Origin of the sequence: Paenibacillus sp. 1A_MP2, assembly GCF_052244825.1 — a bacterium.
Lineage (GTDB): Bacteria > Bacillota > Bacilli > Paenibacillales > Paenibacillaceae > Paenibacillus > Paenibacillus vandeheii.
This window is the reverse complement of sequence record NZ_JBQQCS010000001.1, coordinates 5245679-5267743: the sequence shown is the minus strand read 5'-3', so window position 1 is coordinate 5267743 and position 22065 is coordinate 5245679. Positions and strand designations below refer to the sequence as shown.

At 46.6% G+C, this 22065-nt stretch carries 16 protein-coding genes, 8 pseudogenes and 1 riboswitch; of the genes and pseudogenes, 21 read left to right on the top strand and 3 right to left on the bottom strand.

Annotated features, from left to right (window positions below; all coding sequences use genetic code 11):
• The first annotated feature begins 29 nt into the window (after nucleotides 1-29).
• From ACTWJ7_RS25640 to ACTWJ7_RS25620, 5 genes are all read left to right on the top strand, one after another.
• A complete protein-coding gene (locus ACTWJ7_RS25640) occupies nucleotides 30-530 on the top strand; it encodes an Lrp/AsnC family transcriptional regulator (RefSeq protein WP_024628343.1) in 501 nt (166 codons plus the stop codon).
• Nucleotides 531-543: 13 nt separating this feature from the next.
• Nucleotides 544-1752 carry an aminotransferase class I/II-fold pyridoxal phosphate-dependent enzyme gene (locus tag ACTWJ7_RS25635; protein WP_301881514.1) on the top strand — a complete coding sequence of 403 codons (1209 nt, stop codon included), beginning with the start codon at nucleotides 544-546 and terminating at the stop codon, nucleotides 1750-1752.
• A gap of 190 nt (nucleotides 1753-1942) precedes the next feature.
• Nucleotides 1943-2164 (top strand): aspartyl-phosphate phosphatase Spo0E family protein, encoded by a 222-nt coding sequence (locus tag ACTWJ7_RS25630; protein ID WP_173405202.1) that lies wholly within the window; start codon nucleotides 1943-1945, stop codon nucleotides 2162-2164.
• Between the two features lie 161 nt (nucleotides 2165-2325).
• Nucleotides 2326-2877 (top strand): hypothetical protein, encoded by a 552-nt coding sequence (locus ACTWJ7_RS25625; protein WP_024628346.1) that lies wholly within the window; start codon nucleotides 2326-2328, stop codon nucleotides 2875-2877.
• Between the two features lie 37 nt (nucleotides 2878-2914).
• A complete protein-coding gene (locus tag ACTWJ7_RS25620) occupies nucleotides 2915-3451 on the top strand; it encodes a bifunctional adenosylcobinamide kinase/adenosylcobinamide-phosphate guanylyltransferase (protein ID WP_024628347.1) in 537 nt (178 codons plus the stop codon).
• Between the two features lie 108 nt (nucleotides 3452-3559).
• On the opposite strand, the pseudogene ACTWJ7_RS25615 reads toward ACTWJ7_RS25620, so the two are convergent.
• Nucleotides 3560-4169, bottom strand: a pseudogene (locus ACTWJ7_RS25615) (DedA family protein).
• Between the two features lie 226 nt (nucleotides 4170-4395).
• Between ACTWJ7_RS25615 and ACTWJ7_RS25610 the strand changes: the two are divergent.
• The 10 genes and pseudogenes from ACTWJ7_RS25610 to ACTWJ7_RS25565 all read left to right on the top strand — a co-directional run bounded on the left by ACTWJ7_RS25610 (nucleotide 4396) and on the right by ACTWJ7_RS25565 (nucleotide 11975).
• A pseudogene (locus tag ACTWJ7_RS25610) lies at nucleotides 4396-4976 on the top strand (cob(I)yrinic acid a,c-diamide adenosyltransferase).
• On the top strand, nucleotides 4973-5956 hold the full coding sequence (locus ACTWJ7_RS25605; protein ID WP_301881506.1) for an RluA family pseudouridine synthase: 984 nt from the start codon (nucleotides 4973-4975) through the stop codon (nucleotides 5954-5956). Before ACTWJ7_RS25610 ends, ACTWJ7_RS25605 begins: the two are co-directional and overlap by 4 nt.
• Before the next feature lie 428 nt (nucleotides 5957-6384).
• Nucleotides 6385-6750, top strand: coding sequence for an arsenate reductase family protein (locus ACTWJ7_RS25600; RefSeq protein WP_079346100.1), 366 nt, complete (start codon nucleotides 6385-6387; stop codon nucleotides 6748-6750).
• Nucleotides 6751-7114: 364 nt separating this feature from the next.
• The gene (locus ACTWJ7_RS25595) at nucleotides 7115-8008 is read left to right on the top strand and encodes a 5'-3' exonuclease (protein WP_301881505.1); all 894 of its coding nucleotides are present in this window, start codon (nucleotides 7115-7117) and stop codon (nucleotides 8006-8008) included.
• 5 nt (nucleotides 8009-8013) lie between these two features.
• Nucleotides 8014-9120 carry a phosphodiester glycosidase family protein gene (locus ACTWJ7_RS25590; protein ID WP_367620556.1) on the top strand — a complete coding sequence of 369 codons (1107 nt, stop codon included), beginning with the start codon at nucleotides 8014-8016 and terminating at the stop codon, nucleotides 9118-9120.
• A 29-nt stretch (nucleotides 9121-9149) separates the two neighbouring features.
• Nucleotides 9150-9449, top strand: a complete 300-nt coding sequence (locus ACTWJ7_RS25585; RefSeq protein WP_443145978.1) for an MOSC domain-containing protein — start codon at nucleotides 9150-9152, stop codon at nucleotides 9447-9449.
• 49 nt (nucleotides 9450-9498) lie between these two features.
• Nucleotides 9499-9588, top strand: a pseudogene (locus ACTWJ7_RS25580) (MOSC domain-containing protein); the annotation flags it as partial.
• A 36-nt stretch (nucleotides 9589-9624) separates the two neighbouring features.
• Nucleotides 9625-9843, top strand: coding sequence for a 3-alpha domain-containing protein (locus tag ACTWJ7_RS25575; RefSeq protein WP_443145977.1), 219 nt, complete (start codon nucleotides 9625-9627; stop codon nucleotides 9841-9843).
• Between the two features lie 70 nt (nucleotides 9844-9913).
• Nucleotides 9914-10791 (top strand): annotated as a pseudogene (locus ACTWJ7_RS25570) (ROK family protein).
• Between the two features lie 182 nt (nucleotides 10792-10973).
• Entirely contained in the window at nucleotides 10974-11975 is a 1002-nt protein-coding gene (locus tag ACTWJ7_RS25565; RefSeq protein ID WP_079346709.1) for an HRDC domain-containing protein, read from the top strand.
• A gap of 92 nt (nucleotides 11976-12067) precedes the next feature.
• On the opposite strand, the pseudogene corA reads toward ACTWJ7_RS25565, so the two are convergent.
• Nucleotides 12068-13002, bottom strand: a pseudogene (corA, locus tag ACTWJ7_RS25560) (magnesium/cobalt transporter CorA).
• A 452-nt stretch (nucleotides 13003-13454) separates the two neighbouring features.
• Nucleotides 13455-13580: riboswitch (SAM riboswitch) on the top strand.
• A gap of 147 nt (nucleotides 13581-13727) precedes the next feature.
• Between corA and metA the strand changes: the two are divergent.
• The 6 genes and pseudogenes from metA to ACTWJ7_RS25530 all read left to right on the top strand — a co-directional run bounded on the left by metA (nucleotide 13728) and on the right by ACTWJ7_RS25530 (nucleotide 20746).
• Nucleotides 13728-14731: pseudogene (gene metA, locus ACTWJ7_RS25555) on the top strand (homoserine O-acetyltransferase MetA).
• Nucleotides 14732-14842: 111 nt separating this feature from the next.
• A pseudogene (locus tag ACTWJ7_RS25550) lies at nucleotides 14843-15941 on the top strand (PLP-dependent transferase).
• Nucleotides 15934-17127, top strand: a complete 1194-nt coding sequence (locus tag ACTWJ7_RS25545; RefSeq protein WP_301881494.1) for a trans-sulfuration enzyme family protein — start codon at nucleotides 15934-15936, stop codon at nucleotides 17125-17127. The pseudogene ACTWJ7_RS25550 and the gene ACTWJ7_RS25545 overlap by 8 nt, the downstream one beginning before the upstream one ends.
• 244 nt (nucleotides 17128-17371) lie before the next feature.
• The gene (gene mqnC / locus ACTWJ7_RS25540) at nucleotides 17372-18508 is read left to right on the top strand and encodes a cyclic dehypoxanthinyl futalosine synthase (protein WP_024629023.1); all 1137 of its coding nucleotides are present in this window, start codon (nucleotides 17372-17374) and stop codon (nucleotides 18506-18508) included.
• A gap of 251 nt (nucleotides 18509-18759) precedes the next feature.
• Entirely contained in the window at nucleotides 18760-19737 is a 978-nt protein-coding gene (locus ACTWJ7_RS25535; RefSeq protein ID WP_079346080.1) for an aldo/keto reductase, read from the top strand.
• Nucleotides 19734-20746 (top strand): annotated as a pseudogene (locus tag ACTWJ7_RS25530) (zinc-binding alcohol dehydrogenase family protein). Before ACTWJ7_RS25535 ends, ACTWJ7_RS25530 begins: the two are co-directional and overlap by 4 nt.
• Before the next feature lie 327 nt (nucleotides 20747-21073).
• Here the strand turns inward: ACTWJ7_RS25530 and ACTWJ7_RS25525 are convergent.
• Nucleotides 21074-21979 (bottom strand): YitT family protein, encoded by a 906-nt coding sequence (locus ACTWJ7_RS25525; RefSeq protein ID WP_079346076.1) that lies wholly within the window; start codon nucleotides 21977-21979, stop codon nucleotides 21074-21076.
• Nucleotides 21980-22065: the final 86 nt, after the last annotated feature.

Genomic DNA, 22065 nt, shown 5'->3' with positions numbered 1-22065 from the left:
GGAACCTGGATGACGCTGGAGGGAAAGACATGAAGGATCTGAACGATCTGCAATTAAAAGTTCTGGATTTGTTGAAGGAAGACGCGAGAAGGACTCCCGCACTGCTGTCGACGCTGTTGGGGGAGTCGGAAGATAAGATCAAGAACGCCGTGGCACAGCTTGAACAGGACCACGTGATTGTGAAATACGCAACCGTTGTGAATTGGAGCAAGATCGATGATGAAAAAGTAACAGCCTTGATTGAAGTGCAGATTACGCCTGAGCGTGGTCGTGGCTTCGAAGGAATCGCGGAACGCATTTATCTGTATCCGCAAGTGAAATCGGTATATCTCATGTCAGGTGCATACGATCTGCTCGTAGAAGTAGAAGGTGGAAACTTGCGTGAAGTCGCTAATTTTGTTTCGGAGAAATTGTCTCCGATTGACTCTGTACTTTCAACGAAAACGAATTTTATTCTTAAAAAATATAAGCAGGACGGGATTATTTTTGAAGACCATCAGGAAGACAACCGTCTCATGATCTCGCCGTAAAGGAAGATGCGTCATGATAGTGAATGAACAGACAACAGGAAACAACAAGAAAATGACTTCGTATCTGGCACCTTTGGTTCAACAGATACCGCCATCCGGCATACGTAAATTTTTTGATCTGGTTGGTGATAACAAGGATATCATCACCCTGGGTGTAGGAGAACCGGACTTTGTAACACCATGGCATATGCGTGAAGCTTGTGTATATTCACTCGAAAGAGGCATGACCAGTTACACTTCCAATGCCGGTATGCCGAAACTGAGAGAAGCCATTAGCGAGTATCTGGACACTCAGTTTGATACCAAGTATGATCCTAAGGATGAGATTATCGTTACCGTTGGTGGCAGTGAGGCCATTGATCTGGCCTTGCGTGCATTAATCGTGCCTGGAGACGAAATTCTGATTCCCGAACCTTCGTATGTGGCATATTCTCCAATTGCTTCAATTGGTGGAGGTATACCGGTTGGGGTAGAAACGTATGCGAAGGATCAGTTTAAACTGACTGCCGAGGCGCTGGAAGCAGGTATTACACCGAAGTCCAAGGTGGTTATCCTATGTTATCCGAGTAATCCAACAGGTGCCATTATGACTTATGAAGAATGGCTGCCTATTGCTGAAGTGATCAAAAAGCATGACCTGATTGTCATCGCGGATGAGATTTATGCAGAGCTAACATATACGCAAAAACATGTTAGTTTCGCTTCAATTCCGGAGATGAAAGAACGTACCATTTTGGTTAGTGGATTTTCCAAGGCTTTTGCAATGACCGGCTGGCGAATCGGGTATATGTGTGGACATCCTGAACTGATTGCCGCCATGCTCAAAATTCATCAATATACGGTGATGTGTGCACCTGCCATGGGTCAGGTGGCTGCGCTTGAGGCATTGACGAACGGATTGGGCGAGAAGGACAGAATGGTCGAATCCTATAATCAGCGCAGACGCCTTATCGTACAAGGGTTTCGCGAGATTGGACTGGACTGCCATGAACCCCAGGGAGCATTTTATGCATTTCCGAGTATTCAGAAGACAGGGCTGAGTTCAGATCTGTTTGCCGAGCGTCTGCTAACGGAAAATAAGGTGGCGGCTGTTCCAGGTAATGTATTTGGTCCACAAGGCGAAGGGTTTCTTCGTTGTTCCTATGCCACATCCGTGACCCAATTGAATGAAGCATTGGAACGAATCGGAAACTTTGTTTACAAACTGCAAAAAGAGGGTTAATAGGAATTAGAAGCTTAGAACAAATGTGAACGTTCTTTAAACTAGAAAAAAATAACTTTCTTTTACAAAATATTGTGATATAATTTCAATTTGAAATAAGTTTTTCTTGTATTTGGAAACTAATTTTTCCAAGGAGGGGTTGGCTTTGTTTTGTGTTGAATATGATTTACCGACTAATCGTGGGCATTATTTGGCAGAAGGCGATCATGGCGACCGATGGTCGGTGAAACCGGATCACGCATCTTTGCATAACGTTTCCTTGGAAGATGAGATCCATATGCTTCGCCTCAAGATGGAACAGATATTTCTGGAAGAGAAGTCATTCACATCCGATATTGTAATTGAAATTAGCAGTTTGCTAGATTTGAAGATTAATGAATACATGAAGGCTAATCCGATTAAAGGAAAATAATTTTTTGTTGTATCGAAACGTTACGTATACTCGATTTGAAGAAGACCCGGAAAGGGTCTTTTTTTTGATCTATGAATAGATTGCTTTGGATAGGAAGGGTTATTTTTTTGCGTGGAACAATTGTGATATATTGTACATAGGAGACTAAAGGGGGAACTGGAATGAAGAGATTTTGGGGGCTTGCCGCAATCATTTCTATGATTTTTCTACTTGCTGGCTGTGGCGGTAAGGACGGTTTTACAATTTTTATCATTGACAACCAAGGAAATCCATCCGTGATCTCGGAGCAGTTGCAAGCTAATTTGCAGCAGAAGTTGGGTGAGGAGCCCAAGGTAGAGGTAATCACCAGTGCGATGTATGATGTTCAGAAAATTATGGTAGAGTATGCGGCAGGTGGACATGATATTTTCATTTTGCCTGAGGCTGATATGAAGCAGTACGGAAGTAATGGCTCCAATATTCCACTTGATGATACATTTAATCCAGAGAAGTATGAACGTGGTGTATTTGAAGGCGGGGTCCTGGTGGAGAAGGGCGAAGGGGACGATGGTTCAGATATCAAGACAGAATCACATCTCTATGGCATTCCGCTGGAAGACATGCAAATGTTCAAAGATGTAGATTATGCTGCGCAAAATCTGTTTGCTACCATTCCGGTGTCAGCGTCCAATGTCGAAGAATCCAAGAAAGTGCTGAAGGCGCTGACAGAATAAATGCAATCTAGTATGGCTACTGAAGGAGGGGAGCGGATTGCTAATTACGGTCACAGGCGGCATAGGCAGTGGTAAAACCCGATTTGCGCTTCGATACGCAGCCCGGATTAGCCGGGAGGGCATTTATTTATCCACTGGTGATCATGATCCCGTGATTCCCGAATTGCCATCCGCTCATTATCGTGCCATCCAGGCTGGAAACGGCCAGCACCTTACGGAGGTGCTTCACCAGATTAATCGGGAATCCAATCTCTTCCTTGCAGATCAGCGAATCGTTATTGTAGATAGTCTGACAGCATGGATGGCAGCAGGGTTCAGGGCAAGTGATGATCTGGATCAGCAGCGTTCACAGACGCAGCTGTTGCTGGATGCCCTTCTGTCTTACCAGGGAAAGCTGCTCGTGATCACCAACGAAATGCACGGTTCGCTGTATCCTTCAGAGGAAGAACGAATTTTTGCGGCAAGAATGGCGTCGGTTAATCGGGCGTTGCAGGCGCATTCGGAACAGATGTACCTGCTGGTATCTGGCTTGGCTGTTGATCTTAGAGGTCAAGGGCTGCGATATGAAGATTAGCATTATTCATAACATCAAAACGATGGACGAACCTAAAAAAACCTCCGTAACCACAAGTTGTGGTGCGGAGGCTTTGTTTTATGCCAAAAAGTATGCGTGTAAATCTCTTTATTTCCGAGTTTTATTTCGTCTGATCCACCAGATTATACAGCCAACAACAATAATCGCCAGCAATACATATACGACGAGGGAGTACACGTCCATAAAGTGCAGAATACTCTCCCATGACGCTCCAAGCGCCGCACCAACTGAGACGAGAATGATATTCCAGGCCAGTGTTCCAATGGTCGTGAAAAGTAGGAATAAACCAAATTTCATGTTGGACATACCGGCAGGAATCGAGATCAGGCTGCGAACAAGGGGAACCATGCGACAGAATAGTACGGTCCACATTCCATATTTGTCAAACCATGCATCGACACGGTGGATATCTTCTTTTTGATCCGCAGTATATGACCCCAACGTTCTACAATCTTCTCCAGTCGATTGACATCAATCAACAGTCCGATTCCATACAGAATGACAGCCCCAAGCACAGAACCAATGGTAGCCGCAATAATGACGCCAGGAAGGGTCAGGCTGGTGTAGGTGGTCATGAAGCCGCCAAATGGTAAAATGATTTCGGAGGGGATGGGGGAAATACGTTTTCAAGAGCAATAATAAGTGCAATGCCTATGTAGCCGTATTGTTCCATGAAATCGGTTATCCAGTTATGCATAATCGTCTCCTCTACTTTTGGTTTGCAAGAATTTGGCGTATACTCGGCAGAGTGCGCCAATTCATATATACGTATGAAGGATCTCACTGGTTTCTGAAAATAATAGCATTCCCGTAATCATAGCAGGTCAAGTATACTGATTAAGTTAAAGTTAAGAAGGGCATGCATTTATATTTAACCCCAGCGTTCTGCCATGCGAATGATATTAACAATAGGAGGGATTACAATGGGCATATATACACGAACAGGTGATGAGGGACAGACCTCGGTCATTGGAGGACGGGTCATCAAGGACGATGACCGAGTTGAAGCTTACGGGACAATTGATGAGCTGAATTGTTTTGTTGGGCAGGCGATCAGTTTTATTGATCAAGCCAATGGAGAGTTTGAAGATTTGCGTGAACATTTGCTCGAAATTCAGCAAGAATTGTTTGATTGTGGGTCTGATCTAGCCTTTGTAAAAATTAGCGAAACCAAATATAAAGTACGGGATGAGATGGTCACCCGGCTTGAACAATGGATTGATCAGTACGATGCCGAGAATCCGAAGGTAGAACGGTTTATTTTGCCTGGGGAAGTCTGCTCTCTTCCACATTACATGTTTGCCGTACGGTATGTCGCCGTGCTGAGCGCCGCGCCGTTACACTCGGACAGCATACGGATATCAACCCTTCCGTACGACGTTATTTGAACCGTCTGTCTGATTATTTCTTCGTTGTTGCACGGACTGCCAATGCGAGACAACAGGTAGCGGATATTGAGTATGTGCGGAGCAAAAAAGTATTCCGTCGCAAAGACAACGAATGAGCGATTATTATTCACCACTGACTTACACCGTTCCCGAACATGAAGATGGTTGGCTGCTGAAGACTGTGCTTCAGCGTCGTTTGCAGGTTTCGCGCAAGCTCCTGTCGAGACTCAAACTCACGGAGCAGGGAATTATGTTGAATGGCGAGCGGGTATACATCAGCGTCAAAGTTAGTGCAGGTGACGTCCTGGAAGTCCGGATGGAACAGGAGGAGTCTGATGATATTTTGCCTGAGCCGATCCCCTTTACGATACTGTACGAAGACGAGCACTTGCTTATCGTGAACAAGGATTCCGGTGTCATCGTGCATCCAACACATGGGCATTACACAGGTACATTGGCGAACGGGGTAGTCCATTATTGGAAGTCCAAAGGCGAGCGTTTTCGCTTCAGACCGATTCATCGACTGGATCAGGAAACTTCGGGTGTGCTGGCAATCGCGAAAAATCCATATGTGCATCAGCATGTGTCTGAACAGATGATTGCAGGAACGGTGGACAAAAAGTATATTGCCTTTGTGCACGGTAGTCCTGCCCAAGAAGAGGGGGCCATCGATGGCCCGATCGATCGTGATCCCGTAGAGCCCCATCGTCGAATCGTTACACCTGACGGATATGCAGCAAGAACGTTATACACGACAGTCGCCCGATGGACGGCAGGCAGCGCCAGTGCGGTGAACCTGAAGCTGGAGAGCGGCAGAACTCATCAAATACGGGTACATATGACATCGATCGGTTGCCCGTTAATCGGGGATCGGATGTATAAGACACTTCCCGTACATGAGATCGATGAGCAGACCATGGCTATTCGGGAGGAACGAGACTCTTGGATTGACCGTCAGGCATTGCATGCATGCGAGCTGTCGTTTGACCATCCCATTTTGCAGAAACGGATGACGTTCCAAGCCCCGTTGCCCGCAGATATGGCTGCCCTGGAGGCCCGCCTGGATGTTGAGGCATCACCAAGGGAAGTGTTGTGAAATGCTGTGAATCGGCCTGTGATTTGCGCTGTGTGTAGCATCTCAGTGCACGTGCCCTGCTATCTATCAATGGTTTTAGTTAGATGAACCTGTGTGAGGGATGCAACCGCACCCGAACAAAATGCCGTAGTCTAAGGTCTTAAGGTCTTAAGGTCTTAAGGTCTTAAGGTCTTAAGGTCTTAAGGTCTTAAGGTCTTAAGGTCTTAAGGTCTTAAGGTCTTAAGGTCTTAAGGTCTTAAGGTCTTTATGTTTTAAGTTTTAAGGTTTTTGAACCTAAAAATGATATAGCCAAATGTACTTTTTTCTTATTGGCAAAAAGGTTTAAAATTACATTGCGATGGTATCGGTTTGGAGCGACTTTTGGATTTGCGAAGCAAACCAAGGGAAGCGAGAAATCGAAACCGGAGCACTCGAGGAGGACAATAACGATGAGTAATCTGAAAGTATATCAATACACCAAGTGCGGCACATGCCGCAAAGCGGTAAAATGGCTGGAAGCTCAGGGGCATGAGCTGGACTTAATCCCTATTTTCGACACGCCACCATCCGAAGCAGAATTGAGTGACTTGATTCAGAAGAGCGGACTTGAAGTGAAGAAGTTCTTCAACACGAGTGGGGAAGTATACAAGGAGCAGCAATTGAAGGACAAGCTGCCGGGGTTGTCCGCAGAAGAGCAGATTCGTTTGCTGGCTTCCAATGGTCGTCTGATCAAACGTCCAATCGTTACGGATGGTCACAAAGTGACTGTAGGGTTCAAGGAAGATACGTATGAGCAGGAATGGAACAACGCGTAATTTATAGTTGAATGATTTCATATTGTTAAATGAACCAAGGTGAAAAAAGCTCTGATTGTTCAAATTTCAGGGCTTTTTTGGCTGGTCGATCCTTGGCGGAACTATGCTATAATGATAGAATTAGTTCGATATTTTATTTGCTATAGAAACTTAGCTAAAGATTTACACGAGAACGGAGAGGACAGAAATAACCTGAGGAAGCGGAGCGTTCGCCTTTATCACCGGATTTTCCCTTTTGAAGAAGGGAATCAAAAAAATCTGGGGATAACAGCGATCAGAAGGTTGTTCTGTCATCGGAGTGGCAAGTGTAAATATTCTTTAGTTCAATTTTCTATGGAATCAGGACAGGAGAGAACAAAATCAAGTGAATCAACGTAATGAACCTACTTTGTTGCTGGTAGATGGTATGGCAGTGTTGTTCCGTGCATTCTATGCAACATCTGCAAGCGGTTATATCAGACGTACAAAGGCAGGCGTGCCAACCAACGCAGTATACGGATTTATCCGTTATTTCTGGGATGCGGTTCAGACCTTTGGGCCAAGTCATGTCGTATGCTGTTGGGATATGGGGGGCAAGACGTTTCGCGGTGAAGAGTATGCAGCGTACAAGGGGAACCGTCCGGAAGCTCCGGATGATCTGATTCCTCAGTTTGCTCTGATTCGTGAAGTGATGGATAGTTTGAACATTCCGAATATTGGCGCTCAAGGATATGAGGCTGATGATTGCATCGGTACACTTGCCAAGTATTACACTGAGCAGACGGATATGAACGTGATGGTACTTACGGGTGACCACGATATGCTGCAGCTGATTGATGACCGCACTAGCATTATTATTATGAAAAAAGGTCATGGCAATTACATGGTCTATACGCCTGAATCCCTGATGTTGGAGAAGCAGCTCACACCTCGTCAAGTGATTGACATGAAGGGTCTGATGGGCGATGCCAGTGACAATTATCCTGGGGTACGGGGCATTGGAGAAAAGACGGCATTGAAGCTTGTGCAGGAGTTTGGATCCATTGAAGGTATCTTGGACAATATGGATAAGCTTACACCTTCGGTACGTAACAAGATTGAGAATGATCTCGATATGCTTCATCTGTCTCGCAAACTGGCAGAGATTCACTGTGCAGTTCCGGTAGCTTGTGCACTGGATGTATGTGAATTGCGTCTTGACCCGGATATGGTGATGGACAAGTTCGAACAACTTGAGATGAAGAGCCTGGGCTCTTGGATGGGAGTGGCAATTGGGTGAGTAGTATGCAGACAAAACGGACGGGCAAAAAGTGGTGGACAGGGGCTATGGCCCTCGTCCTTGCTTTGCCTGTAATCCTTTCAGGAGCGGTGAGTGCTCCACAGACAGTAGATGCCAAAGCGGCAATTAGCACCAAAGTACAGAAAGTAAAAGCAGCAGGACGCAGTTTTACCGTGCAGACGGTTAGTATTCCCAAGGGTACACCAGTTACTGTAGGATTGGCGAAGAAGCAGGTCGGTCAGACTGCAACATTACCTTCGATTGTCAAGGCTTATGGAGCACAAGCAGCCATAAACGGAGCGTTTTTTGAAGCTTATAACGGAGCTCCAGATCCATACGGTATGTTAATAGCAAACGGCAAGGTTATACATATTGGAAGATACGGAACAACGATCGGATTTAAGGAAGATGGCTCGGCCATCATGGATTCGCTTCAAGTGAGTCTCACGGGTAAAGTAACAGATACAGAAGGGAAATCACGCAGTTGGTATGCGACCTTTATCAACCGAACCCCTTCCGCAAATGCGAGTATTACGATGTTATACACGCCAGAGCGGGGATCCACCGTTGGGTTCAAGGGAGGTACTGCCGTTGTGATGGAGAAAGGGATTGTCACCAAGAAGATACCCAATACCAATGTAGCTATTCCGAAGAATGGCTCGGTGCTGGTCTTCACGGGAAATCAGAAATCCTCGTCGGACCGCTTCACCGTTGGTTCAACTGTAGAGATGAATTATAAATACACCAACGCAGCAGGCAAGGAGATTCCTTGGCAAGATGTAGTCACCGCTGTGGGCGCAGGTCCGCGTCTGGTGAAAGACGGCAAAGTAGCCGTAAATCCAGCGAGTGAGGGCTTCAAGGATACCAAAATTCTCAATGCCTCCGGAGCAAGAAGCGGTATTGCCATTATGGCAGACGGTTCGGTTATACTGGCTACCGTTTCGGGAGCGACAATAAAGGAATGGGCTGCTGTCATGCAGAAGCTCGGTGCCAAGCAGGCAATGAATCTGGATGGTGGAGCATCTTCAGGCATGTACGCTGGCGGCAAAATGCTTACTTCCCCGGGCCGTTTGTTAAGTAATACGCTTGTTTTTGGTGGCTCTGTTCGTTAAAAGAAAGCTATTATGGGAGGTATGATCAGATGACACTCACACACAACCGGAAGCCAGATGAAAGCAAGACGGCTGTACTAGCTGTAAATGTGGGGCAACCTCAGGCATTACCTGGTCAGAAGCGCGAAGTGATGAGCGGCATTGTGAAGCATCCCATATCCAGCCCGGTCTTCCTGTCATTCACCGGAATGACAGGAGATGGTCAGGCGGATCTGGAGCATCATGGCGGACCGGATAAGGCGGTTTGTGTATACGATTACAGTCGTTATCCGGCGCTTGAACAACTGATGGATCGCAAGCTGGACTGGGGGCTTGTGGAGAAAATCTGACCGTTGAAGGCTGTATGGAGGATGAAGTCCGGATTGGTGATGTGTATGAATTGGGGAAGCCAAGGTACAGGTCAGCCAGCCAAGACAGCCTTGCTTCAAGCTTGGCGCCCGGTATGATTACAAAGAGCTGCCAGTTTATTTTCAGGAGAGCGGACATACCGGATTTTACTTTCGAGTGTTGCAAGAGGGCGAGGTAACTCCTTCTGCAACATTCAGACGAATCAGCACTGATCCTGCATCAATGACCATTCTGGAAGCTAATCGAATTATGCATCAGGGGAAGCATGATGCGGTTGGTATGCGTGCGTTGCTGGCCATTTCAACGCTGTCGGACAGCTGGAAGCAGTCCTTGTTGAAGAGATTGGCCAAGCTCGAAGCTGCTGAACTGGATTAACCATGCCTTCGTTCAGAGAGCAGATTGGAAGATCCATTTTAATTTTAAACTACTTGGGAGTGTGACTAACATGACGATTTTAGGCGCAATTGAAGCTGGAGGCACCAAATTTGTATGTGGTATCGGTACGGAAGAAGGAGAAGTTCTTGAACGCGTAAGCTTTCCAACGACGACACCGGAAGAGACGATGGCTCAAGTCATTGCTTTTTTTGAAGGTAAAGGCATTGAAGCTTTGGGTGTAGGTTCATTTGGTCCGATTGATCCGATTGAAGGAAGTCCGACCTATGGTTATATCACAACAACACCTAAACCACATTGGGGACAGTACAATCTGATTGGTAAGCTCAAGGAGCACTTTGATGTACCGATGACATTCGATACGGATGTAAATGGTGCAGCACTCGGGGAAGCAACCTGGGGGCTGCACAAGGCCTGGATAGCTGTCTATATATTACGGTTGGAACGGGCATTGGTGCAGGCGCAGTTGTAGGTGGCAAAATGGTCCATGGCTTGTCACATCCAGAGATGGGACACATCATTGTACGCAGACATCCCGAAGATACGTATGAAGGGTTCTGTCCGTATCATGGAGACTGTCTGGAAGGCCTTGCTGCAGGTCCTGCCATCAATAAACGTTGGGAGCAACCGGCTTACGAACTGCCAGCCGATCACAAGGCCTGGGAGATTGAAGCGCATTACCTGGCGCATGCTTTGATGAATTATGTATTGATCCTCACTCCGCAGAAAATTGTAATGGGTGGTGGCGTAATGAAACAGGAGCATCTGTTCCCAATGGTTCGCAGCAAATTGCAGGAATTGCTCGCCGGATACGTTCAGCATCCTGCACTTCAGTCCAAAATTGACCAATATGTCGTTTCACCGGGACTTGATGATAATGCGGGATTGTGCGGTTCACTTGCGCTGGCAAAATTGGCTTTGAACAAGTAAATAGCTTTATAAACTAATGGTTGACGAATTTTTCCATTGTGGTAATATATGAGCAACAGCATAGCACGGTTAATGAGGAAGCACCTCTCTTGCATGGATTTTGCAGGAGAGGTGTTTTTGTGCTGTTCAAGATAGCACAATACAGACTGTGTCGAGCTGAACTATTGAAGGAGGGACAAGAAATGGAAGTCATTTTCATGAACAGGTTATCCAGAATGTCAGGTCAGAATGAAGAGCATGCTCAGCTGTGGATTGGTGAAGAAGAAGGGGAGTGGCATCTGGGATGGAGCCGATATGAGGAAGGAGATCGTGTGGATGCGATCTGGTATGATGGAAGCTCTTGGGACGAACTGTTACATGTTTATCGTCATCAGTTAGCGATACAGATGGGCGAAGGGTATCGTCCGTTGCTGCAGGGTTTGTTTCACGAAAATGATGATTTGAAGTCGCGCAGCTATGGCGGTCAGCGTCTTCATTGTTACAGTGAATTATATGGCAATGAGGGGCTGTATATGGATCTTTGCATATGGCGCAGGAAAAGAGCGGCGTCTGATCGGAAGGCCCCCTATTTTATTGCAACGAATCGGCTGTTGCGCCTGATCAGTGCATTTGTTCCACAAACGATAGATGAATTGATGCAACTGCCTGGCGTAGGAGAGAGTAAAGCGTCCGAGTACGGAGCTGAATGGCTGGAGCTTACGAATGGACTGGAACGTTCCACGTCTTTTCCGCTAGAGTGGGTGTATACGGTGCTGAAGGAACAGGAATATGAGAGCTGGCTGTACAAACAGAGAGAGCAGAAATACAAGCAGGAATTAGACAAATTCACTACACGCAAGCAGGTACTCGAAGGCATGAAGGAAGGGTATACGCTGGAGGAGATCGTGAATCGTTCCGGATTATCCCGACGGGAGCTGATTGAGCTGTTGGAGACACTGGATCTGGAGGGGTATGACACAGATTGTCTGCTGGACGCGGAACTCGCTATCATGCCTGAACAAGAGCAAGAAGCGGTGTGGAGCGCCTACGAGGAGCTGGGAGATACGTTTCTGAAGCCTGTGTTACATAAAGTGTATGGAGAAGAGAAGCCTGGCGGAGGCAATCTGGAGCAGGTTTACGAAAGACTGCGCATGATTCGAATCCGGTTTCGTCGTCACACAGAGGCGGAGCAGCATGCGGGCTAGATTGAACATAGATCGGTAGGTTTCATTCATAAGCGTACAAAAAAGACGAGGCGTTTCTCCAGATGCGGAGCGCTTCGTCTTTGTTAGTTAGTTCAAACCCAATCTTTTTTGCGGAAAATAAAGAACATGCTGAGGCCCAGTGTCACCATCAGGCCAATGACCACAAAATAACCATATTTCCAGTTCAACTCAGGCATGTTCGTAAAGTTCATACCATAGATGCCGGTGATGACCGTCAGCGGCATGAACACCGTCGTAATGGCGGTGAACACACGCATGATCTCATTCGCCCGGTTGGCGATACTGGATTGGTAAGCTTCTCGCAAGTTCCCCATCAAGTCGCGATAAGTCTCAAAGGTTTCGGATATTTTCACAGCATTCTCATAAATGTCACTGAAATACTTCTGCAGTTGATCATCAATAAGACGCAGATCTTTTTGTTAAGTGTATTAATGACTTCTTTCTGAGGTCCCAGTACTTTCTTCAGCCATAGAATCTCACTACGCAGCCCGATAATCTCATTCAGATGAGACTTCTTGGTGTGCATCAGGATGTCTTCTTCAAGCTTCTCAATGCGCGCTTCAATCCGGTCACCAACTGTGAAATAATTATCAACAATCAAGTCAACCAGCAGATACAGCAGCTTATCCGGCGTACTGATCTCCTGTTCCCACAGGATCGGCTTCAATGTTCGCAATTCACTGACTTTCTGTTTGGTCACACTGATAATAAAGTGTCTGCCAAGGAAGAGGTTGACGGCACGTAAAAAAATCTCTTCATCATCAAAACGAATGCTATTAATAACAATAAAATAATGGCTCTCATAAATTTCAATCTTCGGACGTTGTTCTTCGTCACTCAAGCAGTCTTCTACGGCCAGATCATGCATCATGAATAGCGGTTGAAGTACCGCCAAATCGTCTACGTCCGCATCAATCCAGTAAAATCCCTCCGCTGGTGGAGTCAGCGCCTGCTGAATGTCATCCACCGGAATAAATACACCGTTGTTTACCAACCGGATTTTCATTGTTCATCTACTCCTTCTGCACCCGCCAAATGGGCGGATTTCATCAATATGGGCGCAAAAAGAACAGATCAGCCGGTCGGCAGCGGATCCTGGAAGTCAGGACTGCGTTCGCTTTATAACCAAACGGAAGTAACGTCCCGCTGCCGGCATGCTGATATCAATTCTCATGCAGTTTGTCGGAATTCGGCTGCCAGTCAGGCCTCGGGTCGCCATCCATTGAATATGTCACCTCTCACATAAGGGTTTACAACACTTGTCTAGTATACCGCTGGTACAGAGTCCTTTCAAGCGCAAAAATGTGTCGATTTCGCGCCCTGGAGCAGTGTATGACAACGGCTGACGAACGGTTCCGATCCAGATGAACAGACATTGAACTACACCTTGACGTGAGGGGATTAATGTTTTAAAGTAAACGGTGAACCACACTAGATTTTACAATTAAATAAAGCGAAATCTTATCAAGAGTAGGTGGAGGGACTGGCCCGATGAAACCCGGCAACCGGCGGTATACCGCACGGTGCTAATTCTTGCAGCGACCAAGTGTCCAAGTTGACACTGTTGTAACTGAGAGATGAGAGAGGCGCATATCTATTTACATATGACCTTTCTCGGAATCCGAGGAAGGTCTTTGTTATATGCACCGACTTCTCAGCAGTGATTTTCGCTAAGGAACTTGAGCTTGCCGCCAGCAATGTGGTTGCAATTCAGCGCCTGCAGGCAAGCTCATGGCAGCCTATAACTGTTCGGATGCGAATCGTATCGCAGCCGCAGTGGCTGCATCTATTTATGCTCAAGGAGGAGTTAGAACCACTATGCCAATCAAAATTCCAGACACACTGCCTGCCAAGGAAGTACTCGCAGGAGAGAACATCTTTGTCATGGACGAGACATCCGCTTATCAGCAGGATATTCGTCCGCTCCGTATCGCTATATTAAACCTGATGCCTACTAAGGAAACGACAGAAACTCAATTGCTTCGTCTGGTAGGTAACACACCCATTCAGGTAGATATCGTTCTGGTTCATCCGAAGTCTCATACGTCCAAGAACACATCCCAGGAATATTTGGACCTGTTCTACAAAACCTTTGACGAGATTGAGCACCGCCGTTTTGACGGCATGATCATTACGGGAGCTCCTGTAGAGCAAATGGATTTTGAAGACGTGAACTATTGGAAAGAAATCCAGGAGATCTTCGAATGGACCAAAACCAATGTGACTTCGACTATGCATATATGTTGGGCTTCCCAAGCGGGTTTATACCATCATTTCGGAGTTCCAAAGGTTCCGCTGGATGAAAATGTTTTGGCGTATTCTCACACACGATCAACAGATCCAACGTGCCTTTGCTGCGTGGATTTGATGAAGTATTTAACGTTCCGCATTCCCGACATACGGAAGTGCGCCGTGAAGATATTGAAAAGAATGAAAGTCTGGAAATTTTGGCTGAATCGGAGGAAGCCGGTATTTTTCTGGTCGCCACCAAAGACGGCAAACAAATTTTCGCTACCGGACATGCCGAGTATGACCCGCTTTCATTAAAATGGGAATATGACCGGGATGCATCCAAAGGCATGGATATTGCGCTACCGAGACATTATTTCCCGAATGACGACCCTTCCCGTGTACCTCCAGCCACCTGGCGGGCACATGCAAACTTATTATTCTCTAATTGGCTCAATTACTATGTGTATCAAGAGACGCCTTACGATATTGGTCCGCAAATCTAATCGACACTACAGGAGGATGCTGCAATGGAAGACAACAAGTTGAAAATCGAAAGCCGATTGGCTCAAATCGGGTCTATCAATGAACCGGTAACGGGTGCCATTAATTTTCCGATCTATCAATCCACTGCGTTTCGCCACCCGAAGCTTGGACAAAGCACGGGGTTTGATTATATCCGTACGACCAATCCAACCCGTAAAGTATTGGAAGAAGCAGCGGCGGCATTGGAGTCGGGGATGCAGGTTTTGCCTGTAGCTCCGGCATGGCAGCTTTGCAAACGATTTTTGCTTTATTCGGTCAAGGAGATCATCTAATTGTATCGCTGGATCTGTACGGGGAACGTATCGTTTGCTTGAACGCATCCTGTCTCGATTCGGTGTGACAGCAAGTTACGTAGATACCAATGATCTTGCAGCTCTGGAAAGTATCCGTCAGCCGAACACAAAAGCGGTATTTATTGAGACACCGACTAATCCACTAATGATGATTACGGATGTGGAAGCGGTATGCTCCTGGGCGAAGAGCCACAACTTGCTGACTATTGTGGATAATACACTACTGACTCCGTTCTTCCAGCGTCCAATTGAACTCGGTGCCGATATCATCATCCATAGTGCTACGAAGTATCTGGGTGGTCATAATGATGTCCTTGCCGGATTAATTATTACCAAAGGAGAAGAATTATCAGCCGAAATGGCATTCCTGCACAATTCCATTGGTGCAGTGTTATCTCCAAGCGACTCCTATCAGTTGATGAAAGGTATGAAGACACTTGCTCTTCGTATGGAGCGGCATGAGTATAATGCCTTGACGATTGCCAAGTATCTTTTGGAACACCCAGCCGTTAACGAAGTGTATCATCCTGGTTTGTCGGATCATCCCGGATTTGAAATACAGAATAAACAGTCGAGTGGGAACACAGGCATTTTCTCTTTCAAAGTAAAGGATGCCCGTTATGTTGAACCGTTGCTTCGTCACATCAAACTGATTGCCTTTGCGGAAAGCCTCGGGGGTGTAGAGTCGTTGATGACCTATCCTGCGGTACAGACCCATGCGGATATCCCGATTGAAATTCGTGACGCTGTAGGTGTGGATGACCGTCTGTTGCGCTTCTCTGTAGGGATCGAGCATGCCGAAGATCTGATTGCCGATCTGGGCAATGCACTCACAGCTGCACAGCAGGAGATTGAAGGAGGAGCGCATCATGAGTGAGCAAAACAATAATGCCAACAATCATGATCGGAATGTTCATTCCGACCTGAAGTTTGACACCAAGTTACTGCATTTCGGTGACGAAATCGATAAAACAACCGGGGCTTCCAGCGTGCCGATTTACCAGGCCTCCACATTCCATCATTTTGATATTTTTAATCCGCCTCAACATGATTATAGCCGTTCGGGTAACCCGACTCGTCAGGCATTGGAGGATTACATTACATTATTGGAAGGTGGAGCCCGCGGATTTGCGTATTCCTCCGGCATGGCTGCCATCTCCAGTGTGTTCATGATGTTCTCCGCAGGAGATCACATGATTGTAACGGAAGATGTATATGGAGGTACATATCGACTGCTTACTTCCATTCTGAGCCGGATGCAGATTGAGACTACCTTTGTGGATATGACCAATATTGAGGAAGTAAAGGCAGCGCTTAAACCGAATACGAAGGCAGTCTATATGGAGACACCATCCAACCCGACACTTCGGATCACGGATATTGCTGCGGTCACCTCTTGGGCACAGGAACAGGAGTTAATCTCCATTCTTGATAACACCTTCATGACACCCTACTACCAACGTCCAATCGAGCTCGGGGTGGATATTGTCGTACATAGTGCCACCAAGTTTCTTGGCGGACACAGTGATGTGCTGGCAGGTTTAGCTGTTGCTCGTACCGATTCACTGGGAAGACAGCTAAAACAATTGCAGAATGGACTGGGAACCGTGCTGGGTGCTCAGGAATCCTGGCTGCTAATGCGCGGCATGAAGACCTTGGGTGCACGAATGGCACACAGTGAACAGAGCACTGCCAAACTGGCAGCCTGGCTCAGTGGACGCAGTGATATTACGGCTGTATTTTATCCGGGGCTGCTGGATCATCCCGGCCGTGAAGCTCACGAACGTCAGTCAAGCGGGTATGGTGCGGTCGTGTCGTTTGACGTCGGTTCAGGCGATCGGGCCAAGGCTGTACTTAACCGTGTGAAATTGCCAATTGTTGCCGTGAGTTTGGGTGCGGTTGAAAGTATCTTGTCTTATCCTGCGATGATGTCTCATGCGGCTATGCCGGCTGAGGTTCGTCGTGATCGGGGAATCACGGACGGATTATTGCGTTTCTCGGTTGGACTGGAAGACATCGATGACCTGATTGCCGATCTGGATCAAGCACTTCAGGACTCGTAGAGTCGGTAGTATTGAAACAAGGGTGTTAGAGTGCCCCTGAAAAAGAAATGAAATAGATACCATATGTAAACATTTTTATTAATTTTTAAAGCACCTGCCCATAAGGTGCTTTTTTTCACATGTAACCTGTGTTACGATATGTGGAGTACAGAAATGCGATGTTGCCACCAAAACTTTCATTTATATGAACAAGTTGGGACGGATCGTGATTATATTTTCTCTTCATGAGGGAGGCTTTTTTACGATGAGTACGGTAGACCGTATCTTAGATAAAGCCCTTCGGGGCGAACGTTTGGACTTGGAAGACACGATTCAGCTGTTTGAGTCGAATGAAGTAGACAAAATCGGGGCAGCCGCCAATGTGATTGTAAAACGCATGCATCCCGAACCATACAGAACATTTGTTATTGGGCGTAACGTCAACTACACGAACGTGTGTGATGTGTACTGCCGTTTTTGTGCTTTCTACCGGAGACCTGGCTCTGAGGAAGGGTATGTACTTCCCGATGAAGTCATTTTCCAGAAGATCAAGGAAACCGAAGACGTGAACGGTACCGAAATTCTGATGCAGGGCGGAACGAATCCGAATCTGCCGTTTAGCTATTACACGGACCTGCTTAAAGCGATCAAGGAGCGATTCCCTAATATTACGATGCACTCCTTCTCTCCTGCTGAAATTATGAAAATGGTTGAAGTATCCGACGGTCTTACTCTGGAAGAGGTTGTTCGTGCGATTCACGAAGCGGGACTGGATTCCCTGCCTGGTGGTGGTGCCGAAATCCTGGATGACCGTACACGCCGCAAAATCAGCCGTCTGAAAGGTTCATGGCGCGATTGGATGGACGTGATGCAGACAGCTCACCGTATTGGTATGAACACAACGGCAACGATGGTTATCGGCCTCGGTGAAACGATGGAAGAGCGCGCATTGCATCTGCTTCGTGTGCGTGAAGCTCAAGATGAGTGCATTGCGAACAAGTATGATTCCGAAGGATTTCTGGCGTTCATTCCTTGGACATTCCAACCGGATAATACGAATCTGAAGCTGGAGCGTCAGACACCGGAAGAGTATTTAAAAACGGTAGCGATCAGTCGACTGGTACTCGACAACATCAAAAACATTCAATCCTCATGGGTAACGATGGGGCCTGAAGTCGGCAAAAAATCACTCGAATTTGGCTGCAATGACTTTGGTAGCACCATGATTGAAGAGAATGTGGTATCTGCTGCAGGCGCAACGTACAAAGTCAACATTAGTTCGATTACACAACTGATTCGGGAGTCGGGCTATATTCCGGCGCAGCGTAACACAAGATATGATATCCTGCGCACGTTTGATGAAGAAAACGCCATTCATGAAGATTTTGTTATGCAGAACTAATATCTACTTAAATCTATACCATGCTGACGAATTGAATCCATAAGCTGATTTAGTCCGTAGGGATATGAAGTCCGTTGATTACTCTTTATAAGGGGAATCGGCGGACTTTTTAATTTTTCTTCATACCAGCGATTATTCACAGATCATCAAACAGTACATATTACGCATTTGGCGATATTTTATAATGGAATCGAACTGTTACAATGAAAGGGCACTTGAGATAAGCAGACATGCTGGGAAGGGGCGGGCCAATGAAAACAAGAAGACTTGGAAAGACGGGACTGGAAGTACCTGTATTGAGCTTTGGAGCATCCTCACTAGGTTCGGTATTTCGTGATATTGACAAGGGTGAGGGGATTCGTACGGTTCACGCTGCTGTAGATGCAGGGATGAATTATATAGATGTTTCGCCCTATTATGGGTTAACGAAGGCAGAAGCCGTACTTGGAGAGGCCCTTCGCAGTTTGCCGCGCAGCTCGTTTACGCTGTCGACGAAAGCTGGACGTTACGGGGAGAATACATTTGATTTTTCTCGAAAGCGGATACAAGATAGTGTACAAGAGAGTCTGGCTAGACTCCATACCGATTATATCGACATTTTGTTCCTGCATGACATTGAGTTTGTCCCGGCCGACATCATTATTGAAGAAGCTTTCCCCACCTTACTCCGCCTGAAAGAGCAGGGAGTGATTCGCCATGCAGGAATTTGTGGATTACCGCTGCCATTATTTGAAAAGGTATTGCCACAGATTGATGCTGATGCAATCATTTCCTATTGCCATTATGCACTGAATGACACTTCCCTGCTGTCCCTGCTCCCTCTTTTGGAAAAGAAAGCAATTGGCCTTGTGAATGCTTCGCCTCTTTCCATGGGTTTATTAAGCACAAGAGGCACTCCTGCCTGGCACCCGGCAGATGATCATGTGAAGCAGGTCTGTCTGCAAGCAGCACGGTTCTGTGCGGAACAAGGCAGTGACATCGCCAAGCTTGCCGTGCAGTTTGCAACAGCCAATGAACAGATTCCAACGACACTCGTCAGCAGTGCAAGCGAACATAATATCCGCAACAATGCAGCCTGGATCGAAGAACCACTAGACCAGGAACTGATATCGGAGGTGCTGCGTATTTTGGCCCCAATTCATAATGAGAGCTGGGCCAGCGGTCGCCCTGAATACAACATGGCACATCACTTGAAGCCACAATCATCATCGAAGGGGGAACAGGAATGAGAGCGATTATATGTGAAGAATTAAATCGTTTGGCGTTGCAAGACATAGCTGAACCCCAAAGAACCGAAAATCAGGCGCTGGTATCCATCCGACGGATTGGAATTTGCGGCACAGATTTGCATGCCTACAGAGGAAATCAGCCATTTTTCACCTATCCCCGTGTACTGGGCCATGAGCTTGCAGGAATTATTGAAGAAATCGGGCCCAATGAAGATGGCTTGAAGCCGGGAGATCAGGTGAGCATTATACCATATTTGCATTGTGGTCATTGTATCGCTTGCCGATCGGGTAAAACGAATTGTTGTGTGTCCATGCAAGTGATGGGGGTTCATGTGGACGGAGGCATGCGAGAGAGAATCGTTGTGCCTGTCTCGCATCTGATCCAAGCCGAAGGGCTTACACTGGATGAAACTGCGATGATAGAACCGCTGAGTATTGGTGCTCATGCGGTCAGAAGAGCCAGTCTAAGGCCTGGAGATCAGGTTGTGGTCATTGGAGCTGGACCGATTGGACTTGGTGTGATGGCATTTGCCAAACAGGCGGGTGCTCGGGTCATTGCTATTGACCGGAATGTGGACAGGCTGGAACTTAGCCGCACCTGGGCTGGAGTGGATGCTTTGGTTCAGGCTAATGAACAAGCGGCCCAGCACGTTGCTGAAATCACGGATGGGACTATGCGACGGCTGTCTTTGATGCAACAGGTAACATGCATTCGATGAATGATGCGATCCATTATGTGGCACATGGTGGTCAATTAATCTTTGTTGGACTGGTCAAAGCCGATATTTCCTTTCATGATCCGGACTTTCACAAGCGAGAGATGAGCATTTTGGGCAGCCGAAACGCAACGCGGGAAGATTTTGAACAGGTCATGTCGATCTTGCGGGAGAAGAAGCTGAACATGGATGATTACATTACACACCGGGCAAATTTTGACCAACTGCCTGTTACGATCGACACATGGTTACAACCGGATTCGCATGTTGTGAAAGCGATAGTGGAGTTATAAAAATAATAACTGAAAAAACTCTCTCTGATCCTGTATGAATGGTGAACATCCATAGGAATCAGAGAGAGTTTTTGTTTGCTTATATGCATTGAACAAAACATTAACAAGAACGGAGAGGACAGAAAAAACCTGAAGAAGCGAAGCGTTCGCCTAAAAGCTTTCTGAAAGAAAGCTGCATCGGAAGCATACGCTTATCCCCGGATTTTCCCCTTTGAAAAAGGGAATTCAAAAAATCTGGGGATAACAGCGATCGGAAGGTTGTTCTGTCATCGGAGTGGCAAGTGTAAATATTCTTTAGTTCAATTTGCCTAGCCTATAGGAATCAGATTATTTTTCTGGGTTCGTCACAATACCTGCATGTGGATCAATATGACGCACAATAGATTTGAGCCAGATCATTTCGAGGAAATGAATCTCATAATAGAGTGCTCCCGGAACGTGTTGGATCCATCCTTCGGTCAGAGCAGCGTGTCCTGAATTGGTTGAAGAATCCAATATTCCAGGTTCACGGCGCAGCCGTTTGCGGACGGCTTTCTCAACTTGGGCGCTTTGTGTAGTTAAGATACATATTTTGCGCTTGGCTGTGAATCCGCGGAATGCAATATACACCATTTCATAGGCAATAAGATAGGCGATTACTGAATACATCGCTTGATCCCAACCAAAGACAACACCAGCAGCAGTTAGAATCAACAAGTTGAGCAGCATGATTATTTTTTCGATAAGCATCCGTTTCCCGCTAAATATACGTTCAGGTGGACGAGAGGACGGATCACCGATTTCCAGCGTATCCAGTGTCCCACCATACCGTACGACTAGACCGATTCCTAATCCGAGACATAATCCGCCAAACATGGCGGCAGCCAGCGGGTGTTCGACAAGCGGCGGCATGGGATGAAGCGCAATGGCACCAATCGAAAAGACAACCAAACCCAGAACAGTGACCAGTACGAATTTTTTTTGCACAAGTCTATAGGATAGAAAAATAAATGGAACGTTGAACAAAAACAGGAACAAACCAATCCGCATTTCGGTCCAATGGGCGAACAATGAAGAAATGCCCGTAATGCCTCCAATAATGATTTTATTGGGGTGCAGAAACAATTCAAGTCCCACGGAGGCCAGAATCCCACCCGCAATCACAAACAACAAATTCAACATACGACGGGTAGATGACAATCTGCTCTTGGCGGTTTGTGGCACCGGATTAGCCGATATCAGAGGTGCTTTCATAGGTCATCCTCCTTAGTGCGGCTTTCGTGCCATTCTCCCTGGGTTAATCACAGAAAGATCGGCGGTAGAGCCGCGAGTACAATACG